Consider the following 17,060-nt stretch of genomic DNA (forward strand, 5'->3'; position numbering starts at 1 on the left):
CCAATATCCCGAGGCCGAAGCATTCGAGAGGACAGACATGACCGACGCCGTCATCGCGGGTTACGCCCGTTCGCCGTTCCACCTCGCCACCAAGGGCGCGCTCGCCAGGGTCCGTCCCGACGATCTCACCGCGCAGGTGATTCGCGGGTTGCTGGAGCGGACCAGGGTCGATCCCGCCGAGATCGAGGACATCATCCTGGGCTGCGCCTTCCCCGAGGGGGAACAGGGCTTGAACGTCGCGCGGCTGATCGGGTTGCTCGCGGACCTGCCGCTGTCGGTGGGCGGCATGACGGTGAACCGCTTCTGCGGTTCCTCTATGAGCGCGATCCACATCGCCGTCGGCCAGATCCAGATCGGCGCGGGTGAGGCTTTCATCTGCGCGGGTGTCGAATCGATGAGCCGCATTCCGATGGGCGGCTACAACCCGCTGCCCAACCCCGCGCTCGCGAAGGCGCAGCCCGGCGCCTATATGGGCATGGGCGAGACCGCCGAGAACGTCGCCCGCAAGTACCAGATCACCCGCGCCGAGCAGGACGCGTTCGCGGTGAAGAGCCAGAAGAAGGCCGGCGCCGCGCGCGATGGCGGCCGCCTGGCCGACGAGATCGTGCCGATCCAGACCAAGGCGGGCGTGATCAGCGAGGACGGCATCATCCGCGCCGACACCACCGAGGACGTCCTCGCCGGGCTGAAGCCGGCGTTCGACGCCGAAGGATCGGTCACCGCCGGCACCTCCTCCCCGCTCACAGATGGCGCCTCCGCGGTGCTGGTCACCTCGGCCGAATTCGCCGCTAGGCATGGCCTGACCGTGATGGCGAAGATCAGGTCGGTCGGTGTCGCCGGCTGCGCGCCCGAGACGATGGGGCTCGGCCCGATCGCCGCGTCGACCAAGGCGCTCGCCCGCGCGGGCATCACCGCCGCCGACCTCGACGTGGTCGAGATCAACGAGGCGTTCGCGAGCCAGGCGATCGCCTGCATCCGCGACCTCGAGCTCAAGGACGAGACGATCAACCTCGATGGCGGCGCGATCGCGATCGGCCACCCGCTGGGCGCGACCGGCGCGCGCATCGTCGGCAAGGCGGCGGCGCTGCTGGCGCGCGAGGGCGGCCGCTATGCGCTCGCCACCCAGTGCATCGGCGGCGGCCAGGGCATCGCCACCGTGCTGGAGCGTGCATGATGGCGGCGCCGATCAAGAAGGTCTGCGTGATCGGGGCCGGCACGATGGGTGCCGGCATCGCCGCGCAAGTCGCCAATGCCGGCGTGCCGGTGCTGCTGCTCGATATCGTGCCGAAGGAGGGCAGTGATCGCGACGCCGTCGCCAAGGGCGCGGTCGCGAAGATGCTCAAGACCGATCCGGCGCCGTTCATGTCGGCGGCGGCGGCGAAGCTGGTCGAGACCGGCAATATCGAGGATCATCTCGATCGCGTCGCGGCGTGCGACTGGATCGTCGAGGCGATCGTCGAGCGGCTCGACATCAAGCAATCGCTCTATGCGCGGCTGGAGGAGCATAAGCGCCCCGGCACCGCGATCTCTTCCAACACCTCGACGATCCCGCTCGGCCACCTCGTCGCAGGCCGCTCGGAGCAGTTCCGCCGCGACTTCCTGATCACCCATTTCTTCAATCCGCCGCGCTACATGCGGCTGATCGAGATCGTCCGCGGCGGCGAGACCGACGGCACCGTCGCCGCGCGGGTCGAGGAGTTCGTCGATCGCGCGCTCGGCAAGCGCGTCGTCCGCACCAAGGATACGCCGGGGTTCATCGCCAACCGCATCGGCACCTATTGGCTCGCGGTCGCGATCAACGCGGCGATGGACCAGGGGCTGACCGTCGAGGAGGCCGACCAGATCGGCGGCAAGCCGATGGGCGTGCCCAAGACCGGCATCTTCGGCCTCGTCGACCTCGTCGGCGTCGACCTGATGCCGCTGCTGTCGAAGAGCCTGACCTCGACCCTGCCCGAGGGCGATCCCTATTTCGCGACGGTCCGGCCGATGCCGCTCGTCGACAGGATGATCGCGGAGGGCTTCACCGGCCGCAAGGGCAAGGGCGGCTTCTACCGGCTCGACAAGGGCGCGGACGGCAGCCGTACCAAGCAGGCGCTGGACCTCGCCACCGGCGATTATCGCGCGACGATCAGCCCGCAGCGCCTGCCCTCCGCCGCCGAGAAGGATCTTGCCGCGCTGGTGTCGCTGCCCGGCAAGGCCGGCAGCTATGCCTGGACGGTGCTGGGCAACGTCCTTTCCTACGCGGCGATGCTGGTCGGCGAAGTGGCCGACGATATCGTCGCGATCGATGACGCGATGAAGCTCGGCTACAACTGGAAGTTCGGGCCGTTCGAACTGATCGACCGGCTCGGGCCGGGCCGACTCGCCGAGCGGCTGCGCGCGGAGGGCCGCGCGGTGCCGGCGATCCTCGACACCGCGGGCGACCGCCCCTTCTACCGGATCGAGCAGGGCCGCCGCCAATATCTGACCGCCGCGGGCGATTATCAGGATGTCGTAAGGCCTGAGGGCGTGCTGCTGCTGGAGGATATCCGCCTCGCCGCCAAGCCGCTGGCGAAAAACGGTTCGGCGGCCTTGTGGGACGTCGGCGACGGCGTCGTCGCGCTCGAATTCACCTCGAAGATGAACGCGCTCGACGAGCCGATCATGCAGATGGTGCAGCAGGCGGTCACCTTGGTGAAGGCGCAGTACAAGGCGCTGGTGATCTACAACGAGGGCGCCAACTTCTCCGCCGGCGCCAATCTGGGCCTCGCGATGTTCGCGGTGAACATCGCCGCGTGGAGCGAGATCGACAAGCTGATCGCCGCCGGCCAGTCGGCGTTGAAGGCGCTGAAATATGCGCCCTTCCCCGTCGTCGCCGCGCCCGCCGGGCTCGCGCTCGGCGGCGGCTGCGAGATCCTGCTCCATGCCGATGCGATCCAGGCGCATGCCGAAACCTATGCCGGCCTCGTCGAATGCGGCGTCGGCCTCGTCCCCGGCTGGGGCGGCAACGGCGAGATGCTCGACCGCTGGGCGGAGGCGCCGATGGCCCCCAAGGGCCCGATGCCGCCGGTCGCCAAGGCGTTCGAGATGATCTCGACCGCGAGGGTCGCCAAGTCGGCGGCGGAAGCGCGCGAGATGCTGATCCTGCGCAAGGACGACGGCATCACGATGAACCGCGACCGTCTGCTGGCGGACGCCAAGGCGAAGGCGCTGGCGCTGGTCGAAGGCTATGCCCCGCCCGAGAAGCCCGGCTTCCGCCTGCCCGGCGAAAGCGGCCGCACCGTGATCGGCGGCGCGATCGCCGATTTCCACAAGAAGGGCGCCGCAACCGACTATGACGTCGCCGTCTCGAACCGGCTCGCCGGGGTGCTGACCGGCGGCGAGACGGATCTGGTCGATACCGTGACCGAGGACCAGCTTCTGAAGCTGGAACGCGCGGCGTTCATGGCCAGCGTCAAGGATCCCCGCACGCAGGCCCGGGTCGAGCATATGCTCGAAACCGGCAAGCCGCTGCGCAACTGATCGGAGAGGACAGGCAATGCAAGTCTATCAGGCCCCGCTGCGCGACATGCGCTTCGTGCTGCACGAGCTGTTCGCCGAGGGCGGCGGGTTCGGCGATCCGCCCGCCTTCGCGGAATTCACCCCCGACCTCTACGACGCGATCCTCGACGAGGCGGCGCGGATGGCGCAGGACGTGCTGGCGCCGCTCAACGCCAGCGGCGACCTCGAAGGCTGCCGGCTCGAAAATGGCGTCGTCCGCACGCCCGAGGGGTTCAAGGCCGCCTATGACACGTTCCGCGAGGGCGGCTGGGCCGCGCTCGCCTCGCCGACCGAATGGGGCGGCCAGGGCCTGCCGGAGACGATCAACAAGCTGGTGGAGGAGATGATCTGCGGGGCGAACCTGTCGTTCAGCCTCTATCCCGGCCTCACCCACGGCGCGACCACCGCGATCGAGGGCCATGGCAGCGCGGATCTGAAGAACGCCTATCTGCCCAAGATGGTCAGCGGCGAATGGGCGGGCACGATGTGCCTGACCGAGTCGCATTGCGGCACCGATCTCGGCCTGCTGCGCACCCGCGCGGTGCCGCAGGACGATGGCAGCTATCGCATCACCGGCTCCAAGATCTTCATCTCGTCGGGCGATCATGACCTGACCGACAATGTCATCCACCTCGTGCTCGCCAAGCTGCCGGATGCGCCGGCAGGGGTGAAGGGGATCAGCCTGTTCCTCGTGCCCAAATTCCTGCCGCGCGACGATGGCACGCCGGGCGCGCGCAACGGCGTGACCGTGGCGGGGCTGGAGCACAAGATGGGGCTCAAGGCCTCCGCCACCTGCCAGCTCGCCTTCGAGGACTCGGTCGGCTGGCTGGTCGGATCGCCGCACAAGGGCATGCAGGCGATGTTCACGATGATGAACACCGAACGCGTCTCGGTGGGCATCCAGGGGCTGGGCGTCGCCGAGGCGGCGTATCAGGCGGCGGTCGCCTATGCAAAGGAGCGGCTGCAGGGCCGCGCGCTTTCGGGCGCCAAGCGGCCCGACCTGCCCGCCGACCCGATCATCGTCCACCCCGACGTGCGGCGTATGCTGATGACGCAGCGCGCCTATGCGGAGGGCTCGCGCGCGCTCGGCCAGTGGGTGTCGCGCGCGCTCGATGCCGAGAAGCATGGCGAGGATGCCGAGACCCGCGCCCGCGCCGGCGATTTCGTCGCGCTGATGACGCCGGTGGTGAAGGCGCTGTTCACCGACCTCGCCTTCGAATCCGCCAATATCGGCGTGCAGGTGCATGGCGGCCATGGCTACATCCGCGAGCATGGCGTTGAGCAATATGTCCGCGACGCGCGCATCACCCAGATCTACGAGGGCACCAACGGCGTCCAGGCGCTCGACCTCGTCGGCCGCAAGATGCCCGCGAACATGGGCCGCGCGCTGCGCCCCTTCTTCCACGCCGTTGCCAACCATCTGGAGGAAGCGGCGGGCGCGCCCGACGTGACCGGAAACAAGGCGCTGGCCGCGCATCTGGCGGGATTGCAGCAGGCGTTCGGCGCGCTGCAGCTCTCCACCGGCATGATCGCGCAGAAGGGCATGGCCGACCCCGAAGAGGCGGGTGCGGCCGCCACCGACTATCTCAGGATGCTGGGGCTGGTCGCGATGGGCCATTGCTTCCTGCGCGCGGAGCGGATCGCCGCGCAGCGCATTTCGGAAGGGCATGAGGATGCCGCCTTCTACAAGGCGAAGCTGGCCACCGCCGGTTTCTTCTTCGACCGCATCCTGCCCTTCGCGACGACGACCTTCCTCGTCATCAAGTCCGGCAAGCGGTCGCTGATGGCGCTGGAGGAAGACGCTTTCTGAGGCGCGACGGCCGGCAATGCTTGACAGAAGGCAATGCCGGCCGTTAGCGGAATATGCATTCCCTATACGTCAGATGATTGTCGCATAGGATCGAACGAGAGTGGCGGACCGCAACAATGCGGCCGCCGTCCGGATCGCCCGGCAGGGCCCCGGATTTAGGAGAGGTCGCACATGTCCATGTTCCTCGCGGTGCTTGCCGGCGCCGCCGCACTTTCCCCCGACAGCGCCATCGGTATCTGGAAGACCGAGACCAAGAATGGCGTGGTCGAGATCCAGCGCTGCGGCGCCTCGATCTGCGGCAAACTCGTCACCTCCGACCTGCTGCGCACCAACCCCGACCTGCGCGATGCCAGGAATGCGGACGAAAAGCTGCGCAACCGACCGCTGAAGGGCATCGTGTTGCTGCGCGGCTTCAAGGTGGATGACGGCGCCTGGACGGGCGGCACCGTCTACAATGCCGATGACGGCAAGACCTACAAGGCGACGGTCACCCCGCTCAGCCCCACCCGGCTCAAGGTGCGCGGCTGCGTGTTCGTGCCGCTCTGCAAGACGCAGACCTGGACCCGCATGCGCTAAGCGCGCGCAAACGCCCCCTTAACGCCCCCGTAACGCCCCCCTTACGCACCGTTAAAACACAGGATCGTCGTTCATGTACATGCGTACCCAGCTTTCGCTCGCCGCGGCCGCGTCCGCGATCGGCTTCGCAGCGCTTCCCTCCGCCGCGCACGCCCAGGCCTTCTACCTGCAGGAACAGTCGTCGCGCGGCGCCGGCCGGGCCTTCTCCGGCGAGGTCGCGGATACCGGCGCGCCATCGCTGTGGTGGAACCCGGCGGCGATCGCCGGCATCGACCGGCCGGACGCGGCGATCTCGGTCAGCGCGATCCTGCCGAAGGGCGATGTGGTGGACAATGGCACGGTCATCCGCCGCCCGGGGCAGACCTTCGCGCCGATCGGCGGCGATCCGGTCAGCGGCGATCCGATCAGCAAGGGCGTGCTGCCCTCGGGCGCGATCGCCTATCCGATCAACGATCGCATCGCGGTGGGCCTCTCGATCACCAGCCCCTACAGCTTCACCACCAAATATGACGAGACCAGCTGGGCGCGCTATTCGGCGACCAAGACCAAGCTGCGCACCTTCGACATCCAGCCCTCGATCGGCGTCGCGGTGACCGACTGGCTGCGCGTCGGCGCCGCGCTCAACGTCGAGTATAGCGACGCGACGCTCAGCAACGCGCTGCCCAACGTCCTCGCCAGCCTGCCGGACGGGCAGCAGCGGCTGACGGGCGATGGCTGGGATCTCGGCTGGACCGCCGGCTTCCAGATGCACAACGACGTCGTGACGGTGGGCTTCGCCTACAAGTCGGCGATCGAGCACAAGCTGAAGGGCGATGTCGAGATCAGCGGGCTGCTGGGGCCGCTCGCCGCCTCCAACGCCACCTTGTCCGGCATCGAGGCGCGCTTCTACACGCCGGCGCAGATCATCCTCGGCGCGCGGGTGAAGGCGACCGACAAGCTGACGCTGAACGGCCAGGCGGTGCGCTATACCTGGAACAAGTTCGACGCGATCCGCCTGGGCGCGCCGCTCAACACCGCGCTGCCGCAGAATTATCGCAACAGCTACAGCCTGGCCGGCGGCGTCGATTATGACGTGTCGCCGCGCTTCACCGTGCGCGCCGGCGTGCAGCGTGCGCTGACCCCGACGCAGGATGGCGAGCGCGACGCCCGCGTGCCCGATTCCAACCGCTGGAACTATTCGGCGGGCGGCACCTTCAAGGCGACCGACAGCCTCTCCTTCGATATCGGCGCCGCCTATATCGACTTCGCCGACGCGACGATCGACCGCCCGACCGCCGCCTATGTCGGCACCGCCGCGCAGACGCCGATCATCACCAGCGGCGAGCTGCAGGACGCCCGCGCGATCGTGCTGACCGCGGGCGCGCGGATGCGGTTCTAAGGCTCTTCTTATCCTCCCTGGCGCGCAGCGTCGGGGAGGACAAAAAAAGGCGCTACCGCCCGAAGTTCACATAGACCGGATTGGTCATCATCACCCGCTTGCCGCCCTCGCGCACCTCGAAGCGGATCCAGTGGCGCTGGCCGTCCGACCTCCATTCGAGCGGCAGTTCGGCGCGGGCGCCGTCGATCTTCTCCACCGACAGCGCCGGCGCCGGCTTGCCGTCGAGCAGGCCGACCAGCTTGCCGCCGGCGCTGCCCGCGACCGTCACGGTCAGCGACAAAGGCTGGCCGGCGGGAACCGCGATCGCATCCCCCATCATCGCCTGCACGCCGCCGGCCATCGCCTTGAGGTCGATCGCGTGGCCGGGCTTGCCGGTCATGTCGATCCAGACATGGCCCGCCTTCACGCCATCGAGCACCGCGCGTTCGGAAAGGTTGGCGGCGTAGACCACCGTGGTCGGGAAACCGACGCCGAGGCGGCCGAGCTGCATGTCGTGATTGTCGCTGCCGCCGAGCGCGGTCAGGCGGCGGCCGCGGGCGATCTCCGCGTCCCAGATCGTGATATCGCCGCCGCCATCCGCGCCCGCGAGCTGTTCCCACAGCCGGCCGGCATTGACCGCCTCGATCGCGTCGACCTCCGCCATCGCGTCGCGCGGGGCGATCCAGCCGCAGCCCCTGCACCGGTGGTCGTTGGGCGCGCCGGGATGGTTGATCGAGACCAGCGCGCCGGCGTCGTGCGCCGCGCGCAGCATCGTCTTGGCATCGGGCACGCTCTTTTCGCCGAGCCGGTAGTCGATGAACTCGGTGGTGCCGAAGATGTTGGCGTGGCCCTGCTCGGTGGTGAGTTCGCGGCCCGGGATCAGCAGCACATCGTCAAAATAGGGCTGCAGCTCCCGCATCGCATTGTGGTGCGCGATGTTGTTGTGATCGGTGATGGCGATGAAATCGAGCCGCGCGTCGGCGGCGGCCTGCACCGTCCGGAACACCGGGCAGGGCACGTGGCGGCCGCGGCGGCTGTCGCAGAAGCCGTCGCTGTCGCCGGTGTGCAGGTGGAAATCGCCGCGATACCAGCCCGCATCCGCCGCCAGCGGCTCGGGCGAGAAGGTGGAGACGGCGGGGGTGTCGCCCGCGCGCCAGAACCAGATCTTGGCGGTATAGGTGGAGGTGGTGTCGGGATCGATGTGCGAGACGCCGAGGTCCAGCGACCAGCGGCGGCCGCCGATCGGGCCGGGGGTGAAGGACGGCGTGGCGCTGCTCTCGTCGATCACCACCGCATGCTTGTTGCTGCCGCTCCACCCGCGGAAGCGCTCGCCGTCATAGAGGCCGAGGTTGATGACGGTCTTGCCGTCCGGACGGGTGTAGGTGAGTTCGACGGCGAGGCGGATGACGCCCCTGGGCACGTCGAACGGCACCGCGACGTTGCGCTGGAAGTTGGAGCGGTCGACCGTGCCGGTAAGGACGAGGTCGGGCTTTTCCTTGTTCCGCGCGAGGGGGACGGCATCCCACGCGGGGAGCGGCGCGGGCATGTCGGCCAGCGCAGCCGTGGGTGCGAGCAGGGCTGCGGCGAGGAAAGCGGGAAGGAGGCGGAGGCGCATGGGTTTCATCCGGCTTTGTGTCTCGACGTCGCTCGACACGAACGGAAAATTCTCAGCCTTTTCCGTTCGTCCCGAGCGACGTCGAGGGACAGGGCTCGCTCGGTCCGTCCGGAAAACCTCCGTTCGCCCCGAGCGAAATCGAGGGGAAGGCCGAGCGAAGCCGAGGCCCCGCCCGACCCGTGGCATCAGAACCGGAACGTCACCGCGCCGCGCACGCTGCGGCCGAAGATCGAGCGGGCGATGTAGACCAGGTCACCGACCTCATCATTCTCGATCGTGCCTGCGCGCGGATTGCCCTCGGTGAGGCCGATCGTGTTGGTGAGGTTGTTGACGTAGAGGTTGAAGCTCAAATTGTCGGTGGCGTCGAACCGCGCGTTGAGATCGACCGTGGCATAGGCCGGCAGGCTGATCTGGTTGGCGACATCGGCATAACGCTGGCCGTAGTAGGAGATGTCGCTCTCGATCCGGATCCGGTTGTCGAGCAGGTTCACGCCCGGCGTGATGCGGAACTGGTGCTGCGGCGCGCGGATCAGCCGGTTGTCCGAATAGTCGATCTGCTGGCCGGCGCTGTTGGTGTAGGCGAAGTCTGAGAATTTGCCGTCCTGGTAGGTGTAGTTCGCGTGGATATCGAACCACTTGACCGGGCGCCACGTGCCCTCGACCTCGGCGCCGAGCGTCTCGGTATCGCCGTAGACGGTGTTGAGCACATATTGGCCCGAGGCGTTCTGGCGATAATCACTGATCGCCCAGCTTTCGTAGATGGTGCGGAAGCCGGTGACGTAGAAGGACAGCGTCGGCCGCTGGAACTTGATGCCGATTTCCTGGAAGTTCATCTTCTGGGTGATCGGCTTCTGGGTGGGGTTGCCGAAGAAGCTCGACACGCCGGGCAGGCGATAGGTGGACGTATAACGGCCGAAGATGCCGAAATCGCGGGTGAACTGATAGTTCAGGCCCGCCGTCCACGCGGCATGGTCGCTCTTGCCGCCGAAATTGGTGAACACGCCGTTGCCGGTCAGCACAGCCTTGTCGGCGAGCGTCGCGGTCTGGCCGAGATTGACGGTGCGTGAGCCCTCGCTGACCCCCGAGACGTCGATCTGCTCCCAGCGCACGCCATAGTCGAAGCGCAGCGTGTCGCTGAGCTTCCACTCGTCCGACGCGTAGAGCGCGATCGAGCGCGAATTGCCGGTCGAGTTGCCGAACTCGGTGCCATAGTTCATCACGCCATTCTCGGTGAGAACGGCCTGGCGATTGCCCGCGGCGTCGAGCAGATAGAGGTCGAGCAGCGCCGCATTGCCGCGCACGTCCGTCAGGATCGAGGCGGAGGTCGCCGCATAATCCTCGGTGACGTAGGCATAATAGACGCCGAAGGCGAGGTCGTGCTGGCCCAGGAACTGCGCGGTCTTCTGCAGGCGCAGGTCGCCGACCAGCTCATCCTCGGGCACGGTGAACGACCGCGCGAGGTTCATCATCACCAGGCCGTTGTCGTTCTGGTCGGGGCCGAACGCAGCACCGCCATTGTTGTAGACCAGGCCGAGATTGGCGTTCGCGGGCAGCGCCGCCTTGTAGGTGTTCCTGTAGGACGTCAGGAAGTCGGCGAGCGTGTAGACGGTGCGCGGGGTGATGCTGTTGCGCTTGGTATAGCTGTCGCGATAGCGGACGTTCGCGAGCAGGCTGAACTCATTGCCGAGATCGAGGTCCAGCGAGCCGGTGATCTGGGTGATCCGCGCGGTGTTCGCGACGCCGGCATCGAATTCATAGATGCCGGTGGGGGTGCGGAAGTCGAAATAGCGGGTTTCCTCGCCCGCGATCGTATCCTTCAGCGCGTCGAAGCCGGGAACGCCGGTGGGATCGCCATCCCTGCCGTTGACGAAGGGCGTGACCATCGCGTTCTCGACGCGATCGTCGAGATGCTTGACGTCGAGGCTGAACGCGCCGCCCGACCAGTCGCGCGACAAGGTCGCGCGGATCTGGCCGCCCTCGCCCAGCCGGTAGCCGGTGTGCCGCTGCCCGTCCGAGATGCGATAATAGCCGCCGACGAGGAAGCGCCAGTCGCTGTCGCCGATCGGGCCGCCGACCCAGCCGTCGACGCGGTGCGCGTCGTAATCGGCATATTCGTAGCGGACGAGGCCTTCGAGATGGTCGCCGCCCTTGCGCGAGATGAAGTTGACCACCGCGCCCGGCGCGTTCGAATAGAACAGCGAGGACGGGCCGCCGCGCACGACCTCGACGCGCTCCAAGGTCTGGTCCATGCGGAACGACTGGTCGCCGTTCAGCCAGCCGAGCCCGGCGTCGTGCTGGATGGTGATGCCGTTTTCGAGCAGGGCGACCTGCGAGTAGCCGTCGGTCGGGATGCCGCGGACGCGGACATTGCCGCTGGTCTCGCCCGAGGAGCTTTCCACCCAGAAGCCGGGAACGTTCTTCAGCGCCTCGCCGACGCCGATCGGCGCCTTCATGATCAGCTCTTCCTGGGAGATGGTGGAGATGGCGTAGCTCGCTTCCACCTTGCGCTGCTCGGCGTTGCCGGCGCGCGCGGTGACGATGAGTTCCTCGCCCTCGTCTTCCGGCGCAGGCGCCGCCTGATTGGCTGCCGGCGCCTGCTGCGCCTGCGCGCTCATCGGCAGGACAAGCGCGATCGTTGCCACGGCTCCCATGAGGGAAAGCCGCCCCGTTTGCATCTTCATGTGAATGTGACCCCTTTTTTTGGCCGGGCTATGATGTCGTTGCGGGGGCGCCTATGATAGCGATAGATATCATTTTTATGACAGTCGCGACGAATGGCTGGTTCGGCTATGGCCGGCAGGGGTCCGGGGGGATGCAAACCGTTGACGACGCACAGGAAGCCGGTTCAGGCGCGCGCGCTGAAAACCTATGAGGCGCTGCTCGGTGCCGCCGGCGCGCTGCTGGCGGAGGTGGGAATCGAGCGCATTTCGACCAATCTGATCTGCGAGCGCGCGGGCGCGACGCCCCCCGCCTTCTATCGCTATTTCGACGACAAATATGCGATCATCGCGGCCCTCGCCGAGCGGCTGATGCTGCGCCAGAACGATGCGCTGGACGCCTGGGTGGCGCAATATGGCGGCAGCGACCTCGCGACGATGGCCGATGCCACCATCGAACTGCTGCGGGTGATGCACGCGATCACCAGCGCCGAGCCGGGCGCCTTGTGGATCATGCGCGCGCTGCACGCGGTGCCCAGCCTGACCCACATCCGGCTGTTCTCGCACGAGTTCGTCACCGACCGGCTGACCGACCTGTACATGCCGCATCTGCGGCACGTCGATCGCGCGCTGGTGCGCCGCCGCACCCGGCTGTCGGTGGAGATCGCCTACTCGCTCGACGAGATGCTGAAGGAGGAACCGCACGACGCCGAGGCACTGTTCGCCGATGCGCATCACGTGTTCCGCGCGATGTTCGATTATCCGGACTATCGGAATGTGATGTAATCGCGCCACAGTGCGGCATTTTTCTCGCCGCCGCCGATCAGGCCATCCCGCGCAAATCCGCGGGTCGGTACAGGATCGCAACCATTTCATCGCGCATAAGGCTCCGCCCGTGGCGGAACCTTGCCCCCGGTCCTCCGGTTATCGCGGTCACAAACCGTTGATTTACAATCTCTAAGCTGGGGTCTTCGCTATTATGAGAACTGCCTTCCGCCCGACTTTCGGGCGTGCGTCCGCTCGCCTCCTGCTCAGCCTCGGCGTCGCGATCGTCGCGCTTCCCGGCGTAGCCAATGCCCAGTCCGAATGCGGTACGCCGGATGCCGATGGCAATGTGATCTGCGGGACCGACGGCAATCCCTATGCGCAGGGCATCACCTATGCGCTGCAGCCCGCCGACCTGACCGTCACGCTCGAACCCGAAGTGCAGGTCCGCACCAGCGACGCCGCGACGGCGGGCGTCAACCTGAACGGCCTCGGATCGCTGACGCTCGCCGGTGAAGGCGCGCGCATCATCACCACCGGCGCGGGCAGCGCGGGTGTCGTCGCGACCGCTGCCGACGATGTGTCGATCGGCATCGACGTCGTGTCGACCTCGGGCACCGACGCGATCGGCATCCTCGCCGCCGGCAACGGCGTCAGCATCACTGCACCGACGGTGACCACCACCGGCGCCGGCGCGCACGGCATCGCCGCACTCGGCGGCAGCAACGGCGTCGATGTCGCCTTCACCACGGTGCAGACCCGTGGCACCGGCGCGTGGGGCGTCGCGGTGGGCAGCACCGACGGCGACATCCAGATCACGGGCACCAACATCCTGGTGGCCGGCAGCGGCAGCACCGCGGTTGAGGCCGCCTCCGACAGCGGCAACATCTCGATCGTCTCCGATGGGCTCATCCGCGCCACCGGCGCCGGCGGCAGCGGCATCATCGCCACGTCGACGACCGGTGACGTGTCGCTCGACGTCCTCAACGTCATCACCGAGACGACCGACGACGCGGCGACGCTGACCAGCGGCAGCGCGATCATTGCCGAGGGCGCCAATGCTTCGCTGGTCGCGGGCGGCGGCATCCTGACCCGCGGCAGCGCCGACGCGGTCGTGGTGACCGCGACCGCCGGCGATGCCGACGTCACCGTCAACGGCGTTCGCGCCTATGCCGATGGCTCGCGCGCGCTGGTCGTCAACGCCACCGGCAATGCCGCGGTGACGATCAACGGCGGCGTCGCCAGCGATGGCGCCAACACCGATTCCGTGGTGATCTCCGGCGACACCGCCTCGCTGACGGTGGGTGCCGAGGGCGTCCTCGGTGCGAACCAGGGCAACGCGATCACGATCAGTTCGGTCAACGGCAGCACGATCGACAATGCCGGCCGGATTCCCAATGTCGGCGGCGGCTATGCCGTCACTGCGCTGGGCGGTCCGATCACGATCAACAACAGCGGCTCGCTGACCAGCGACCTCCTGCTGACCGGCGGCAATGACCGGATCAACAATTCCGGCGACTTCCTGATGCGCACCGACGTCGCGTTCGGCGCTGGCAACGATCTGTTCGTCAACACCGGGCAGGTCCTGTTCGGCACCGGCTCGGCCGGCGCGGTCCGCACGATGGTCGGGCTGGAGACGTTCGACAATCGCGGCCTCGTCGAGCTGCGCAACGGCACCGCGAACGAGACCTTCGTGGTTCCGGGCAACTATGTCGGATCGGGCAACAGCCGCATCGGCCTCGACATCTCGGCCACCGGCAACGACCAGCTGCTGGTCGGCGGCGCCGCGACCGGCAACACCGTCGTGCTCGTCGATGTGCCGTCGGGCAACGCCGCAACCTTCGCGACCGGCACGACGCTGGTGCGCGCCGGCACGGCCTCCGCGGCCGATGCGTTCGACCTCGAAGGCGGGTTCAGCAACGCCGGCCTCGTGCGCTACGAGATCGTCTACAACCCGCAGGACTTCTCCTACAGCCTGACCGGCGCGCCCAGCGACGCCGCGTATCGGACGCTCAACTATGTCGAGGGCGCCCGCAACCTGTGGCTGAAGTCCGCCGACGTGGTCTCCGGCCAGCTTCGCGCCCGTCGCGACGCGCTGTGGGCTTTCGGCGGCGGCGATCCCTCGGGCAAGCTGTGGCTGCAGATGCACGGCTCGGTGGAATCGCGTGACAGCGTCCGCGCGGTCGATACGCTCGGCCAGGCCCGCGGCGTCAACATGGGCTTCCGCCAGGACTATTATGGCGGGCAGCTCGGCTTCGACTTCAGCGGCGGCGCCGGCGAGCGCGGCGGCTTCGCGGTCGGCGTCACCGGCGGCTACATCAGTTCGAGCCAGAACTTCGCGGGTTCCGCCGATCGCATCGACTATGACGTCGTCAACGGCGGCATCTATGCGAGCTACTCCGCGGGCAATTTCTTCCTCAATGCGCTCGGCAAATATGATTATTACTGGGCCAAGGCGACGAGCCCGCTCGGCGGCTTCCGCGACAATTCGAAGGGCGACAGCTACGGCGCGCGCGGCGAAGCGGGAATGCGCTTCGGCAGTGACAGCTTCTTCGTCGAACCCGCGGCCAGCCTTTCCTGGGTAAAGACCTCGTTCGACGATTTCGCCTCGCAGGGGATCGGCGTCGACTTCGATGCGGACGACGGCCTGCGCGGCCGCGCCGGCGCGCGCGTCGGCGGCCAGTTCGCGCTGGGCGACGGGCCGGTGATGGCGTTCTATGCGGGTGGCAACTACGTCCACGAGTTCAAGGGCGAAGACCGCGTGACGCTGACCGGCGGCGGGCAGACCTTCGACTATGACAACCGCGCGATCGACGATTATGGCGAGGCCATCCTCGGCTTCACCATCGGCCAGACCAACGGCGTCTCGGGGTTCCTCGAGGGCAGCTATGTCCGCTCGTTCAAGGATGGCGGACGGCGCACCGGCATCGAGGGCGCCGGTGGCCGCGCGGGGCTGCGGGTCGCGTTCTGAGGCTTAAGGTCGGCTGCGTCGCCGACCCCCGATTTCCCTCCCCGACGCTGCGCGCCGGGGAGGGAATATTCGCCGTCAGGCCCGTTTATGCTGCAGGAAGAAGCGCAGCATTTCGCGCGATGCCTCGGGGCCTGCCGGATCGGTATAGCTGCCTGCGGCATCGCCACCCGACCACGCATGGCCCGCCCCGGCGACCGTCCACTGCTCGATCAGCACCGTGCCGCCGGCATCGACGCTGAGATCCCGGCGAAAGCGCCGGCCCGACGGACTCACCCCGGTTTCAGTGCGCACCGTGAGCGGTGCGCCGGCGGCAGCCGTCGCGGCAGCGACGATTTCGCGGGCGTTGACCTCGTGCACCACCATGTCGCGATCGCCATGGAAGCTGATCAGCGGCACGAAGCGCTGGCCCTGGCGCGTCTTGGCCGCCCCGCCGCCGCGCTTCATCGCGGCCAGCGCGCTCGGCAGGTCGCGGGCCGCGCCGCAGGCGAGGCCCGAATGGACGCCGACCGCGGCATAAAGGTCCGGATAGGCCGCCGCCATGATCGTCGCGGCAGCGCCCCCGGCGGACAGCCCGGCAACATAGACGCGGCCCGGATCGGCGCCGGTTTCCGCCAGGATGTCGCGGGTGAGCCCGGCGATCAGCGCCGGTTCGCCGCGGTCGCGCTGCTGGTCGCCCGGGTTGAACCAGTTCCAGCATTTCTGCGCGTTCGCCGCCTGCGTCTGGCGCGGATAGGCGACGAGGAAGCCCAGTTCATCGGCCAGCGCATTCATGCCGGTGCCGGCCGCGAAATCCTCGGGCGACTGGGTGCAGCCGTGCAGCATCACCACCAGCGGCATCCCCGCGGTGGCGCCCGCCGGACGGTAGAGCCGGTAGGCCAGCGCGCCGCGCTTTCCGGCATGGCTGCGTTCCTCGAAGCGCGGCACCGCATCGGGTTCCGCGGCGCGGCGCGGCGCATAGGAGACATGATCGGGTTCGAGGTCGATCACGTCGCGGTCGATCACCTCGCCCGGGTCCGGTCGCGCGGGCTGCGGGCCTGCCTGTGGGCCGGGCTGCGGCGCCGGGTGGCCGATGCCGATCGTCGACCGCAACAGCGTCGTCGCCTGGCCGAGCCGGCCGGCGCGCATGAGGCGCAGCGCCTCCGCCATCGACGACTGCAAGGCCGCCATCCCTTCTCCCTGCCGGCTCATGCGATCCGCTCCGCCAGCGCCGCTTTCACCGCGGGGCTGGCATGGAACGCGCCGAGCACCGTCAGCGAGGCGATCGTCGCACGCGCGAGTTCCGCCGGCACGTCCGGCGCGATTGTCGCGAGACCGAGCACGCGGATGTCGAGCGTCTCGCCCGCGGCGCGCACCGCCTCCAGCCGCTCCCGCGTGAAATGGCTGATGCCGAGATCGAGCTGCTTGCGCACGACCGATCTTTCCGACGCCTCGCGATGCCGCTCGAGCTGGTTGCGGATCGCGGTGCGGATGAAATCGGTGCGATTCGAATAAAAGCCGTCGCGGACCAGCAGATCGACATGGCCAAGGTCGACATAGCCCAGATTGATCGTGATCTTCTCGCTGTCCGCCTTCGGGCGAAGCTCATGCACCTGTCCCACGGGGTACTCCTTACCATCTGTGTGGATGGTATATGGATGTTCAGCCGTGATGTTCAACCATGATCGTCGCTGCGTTCGACGCCGCAATTGCGGATTCTGGCGCCGTTCCATTGTCATTAATCCGCCATCGCCTATCTTGACCTTCGAAGAGCGGAGATTCTGGCGTGAGCGAAGACAAGGAACCCGAAACCA

Annotated in this window: 11 protein-coding genes; 7 read left to right on the forward strand and 4 right to left on the reverse strand. The window is 67.8% G+C overall.

Annotated features, from left to right (window positions below):
* Positions 1-37: 37 nt before the first annotated feature.
* The 5 genes from NX02_RS19865 to NX02_RS19885 all read left to right on the forward strand — a co-directional run bounded on the left by NX02_RS19865 (position 38) and on the right by NX02_RS19885 (position 7,283).
* Positions 38-1,174, forward strand: coding sequence for a thiolase family protein (locus NX02_RS19865; protein ID WP_025293939.1), 1,137 nt, complete (start codon positions 38-40; stop codon positions 1,172-1,174).
* Positions 1,174-3,501, forward strand: coding sequence for a 3-hydroxyacyl-CoA dehydrogenase/enoyl-CoA hydratase family protein (locus tag NX02_RS19870; RefSeq protein WP_025293940.1), 2,328 nt, complete (start codon positions 1,174-1,176; stop codon positions 3,499-3,501). Before NX02_RS19865 ends, NX02_RS19870 begins: the two co-directional genes overlap by 1 nt.
* A 16-nt stretch (positions 3,502-3,517) precedes the next feature.
* Entirely contained in the window at positions 3,518-5,329 is a 1,812-nt protein-coding gene (locus NX02_RS19875; protein WP_025293941.1) for an acyl-CoA dehydrogenase C-terminal domain-containing protein, read from the forward strand.
* A 171-nt stretch (positions 5,330-5,500) separates the two neighbouring features.
* The gene (locus NX02_RS19880) at positions 5,501-5,905 is read left to right on the forward strand and encodes a DUF2147 domain-containing protein (protein WP_025293942.1); all 405 of its coding nucleotides are present in this window, start codon (positions 5,501-5,503) and stop codon (positions 5,903-5,905) included.
* 73 nt (positions 5,906-5,978) lie between these two features.
* Positions 5,979-7,283 carry an OmpP1/FadL family transporter gene (locus NX02_RS19885; RefSeq protein WP_025293943.1) on the forward strand — a complete coding sequence of 435 codons (1,305 nt, stop codon included), beginning with the start codon at positions 5,979-5,981 and terminating at the stop codon, positions 7,281-7,283.
* 52 nt (positions 7,284-7,335) lie between these two features.
* Here NX02_RS19885 and NX02_RS19890 read toward each other — a convergent pair whose 3' ends face one another.
* Positions 7,336-8,877, reverse strand: coding sequence for a CehA/McbA family metallohydrolase (locus NX02_RS19890; RefSeq protein WP_025293944.1), 1,542 nt, complete (start codon positions 8,875-8,877; stop codon positions 7,336-7,338).
* Positions 8,878-9,062: 185 nt separating this feature from the next.
* The gene (locus tag NX02_RS19895) at positions 9,063-11,558 is read right to left on the reverse strand and encodes a TonB-dependent receptor (protein WP_039996706.1); all 2,496 of its coding nucleotides are present in this window, start codon (positions 11,556-11,558) and stop codon (positions 9,063-9,065) included.
* Positions 11,559-11,699: 141 nt separating this feature from the next.
* Here NX02_RS19895 and NX02_RS19900 point away from each other — a divergent pair, with 141 nt between their 5' ends.
* Together NX02_RS19900 and NX02_RS33935 are read left to right on the forward strand one after the other, a co-directional pair.
* Positions 11,700-12,320: a TetR/AcrR family transcriptional regulator gene (locus NX02_RS19900; RefSeq protein WP_025293946.1), complete on the forward strand. Its 621-nt coding sequence runs from the start codon at positions 11,700-11,702 to the stop codon at positions 12,318-12,320.
* Positions 12,321-12,513: 193 nt separating this feature from the next.
* Positions 12,514-15,270 carry an autotransporter outer membrane beta-barrel domain-containing protein gene (locus tag NX02_RS33935; protein ID WP_025293947.1) on the forward strand — a complete coding sequence of 919 codons (2,757 nt, stop codon included), beginning with the start codon at positions 12,514-12,516 and terminating at the stop codon, positions 15,268-15,270.
* Between the two features lie 75 nt (positions 15,271-15,345).
* Here NX02_RS33935 and NX02_RS19910 read toward each other — a convergent pair whose 3' ends face one another.
* Together NX02_RS19910 and NX02_RS19915 are read right to left on the reverse strand one after the other, a co-directional pair.
* Positions 15,346-16,437, reverse strand: coding sequence for an extracellular catalytic domain type 1 short-chain-length polyhydroxyalkanoate depolymerase (locus NX02_RS19910; RefSeq protein WP_025293948.1), 1,092 nt, complete (start codon positions 16,435-16,437; stop codon positions 15,346-15,348).
* A 17-nt stretch (positions 16,438-16,454) separates the two neighbouring features.
* A complete protein-coding gene (locus NX02_RS19915; protein ID WP_039996707.1) occupies positions 16,455-16,868 on the reverse strand; it encodes a CopG family transcriptional regulator in 414 nt (137 codons plus the stop codon).
* Positions 16,869-17,060 lie beyond the last annotated feature (192 nt).

The sequence above is a fragment of the Sphingomonas sanxanigenens DSM 19645 = NX02 genome, from assembly GCF_000512205.2.
GTDB classification, from domain to species: Bacteria; Pseudomonadota; Alphaproteobacteria; order Sphingomonadales; family Sphingomonadaceae; genus Sphingomonas_D; species Sphingomonas_D sanxanigenens.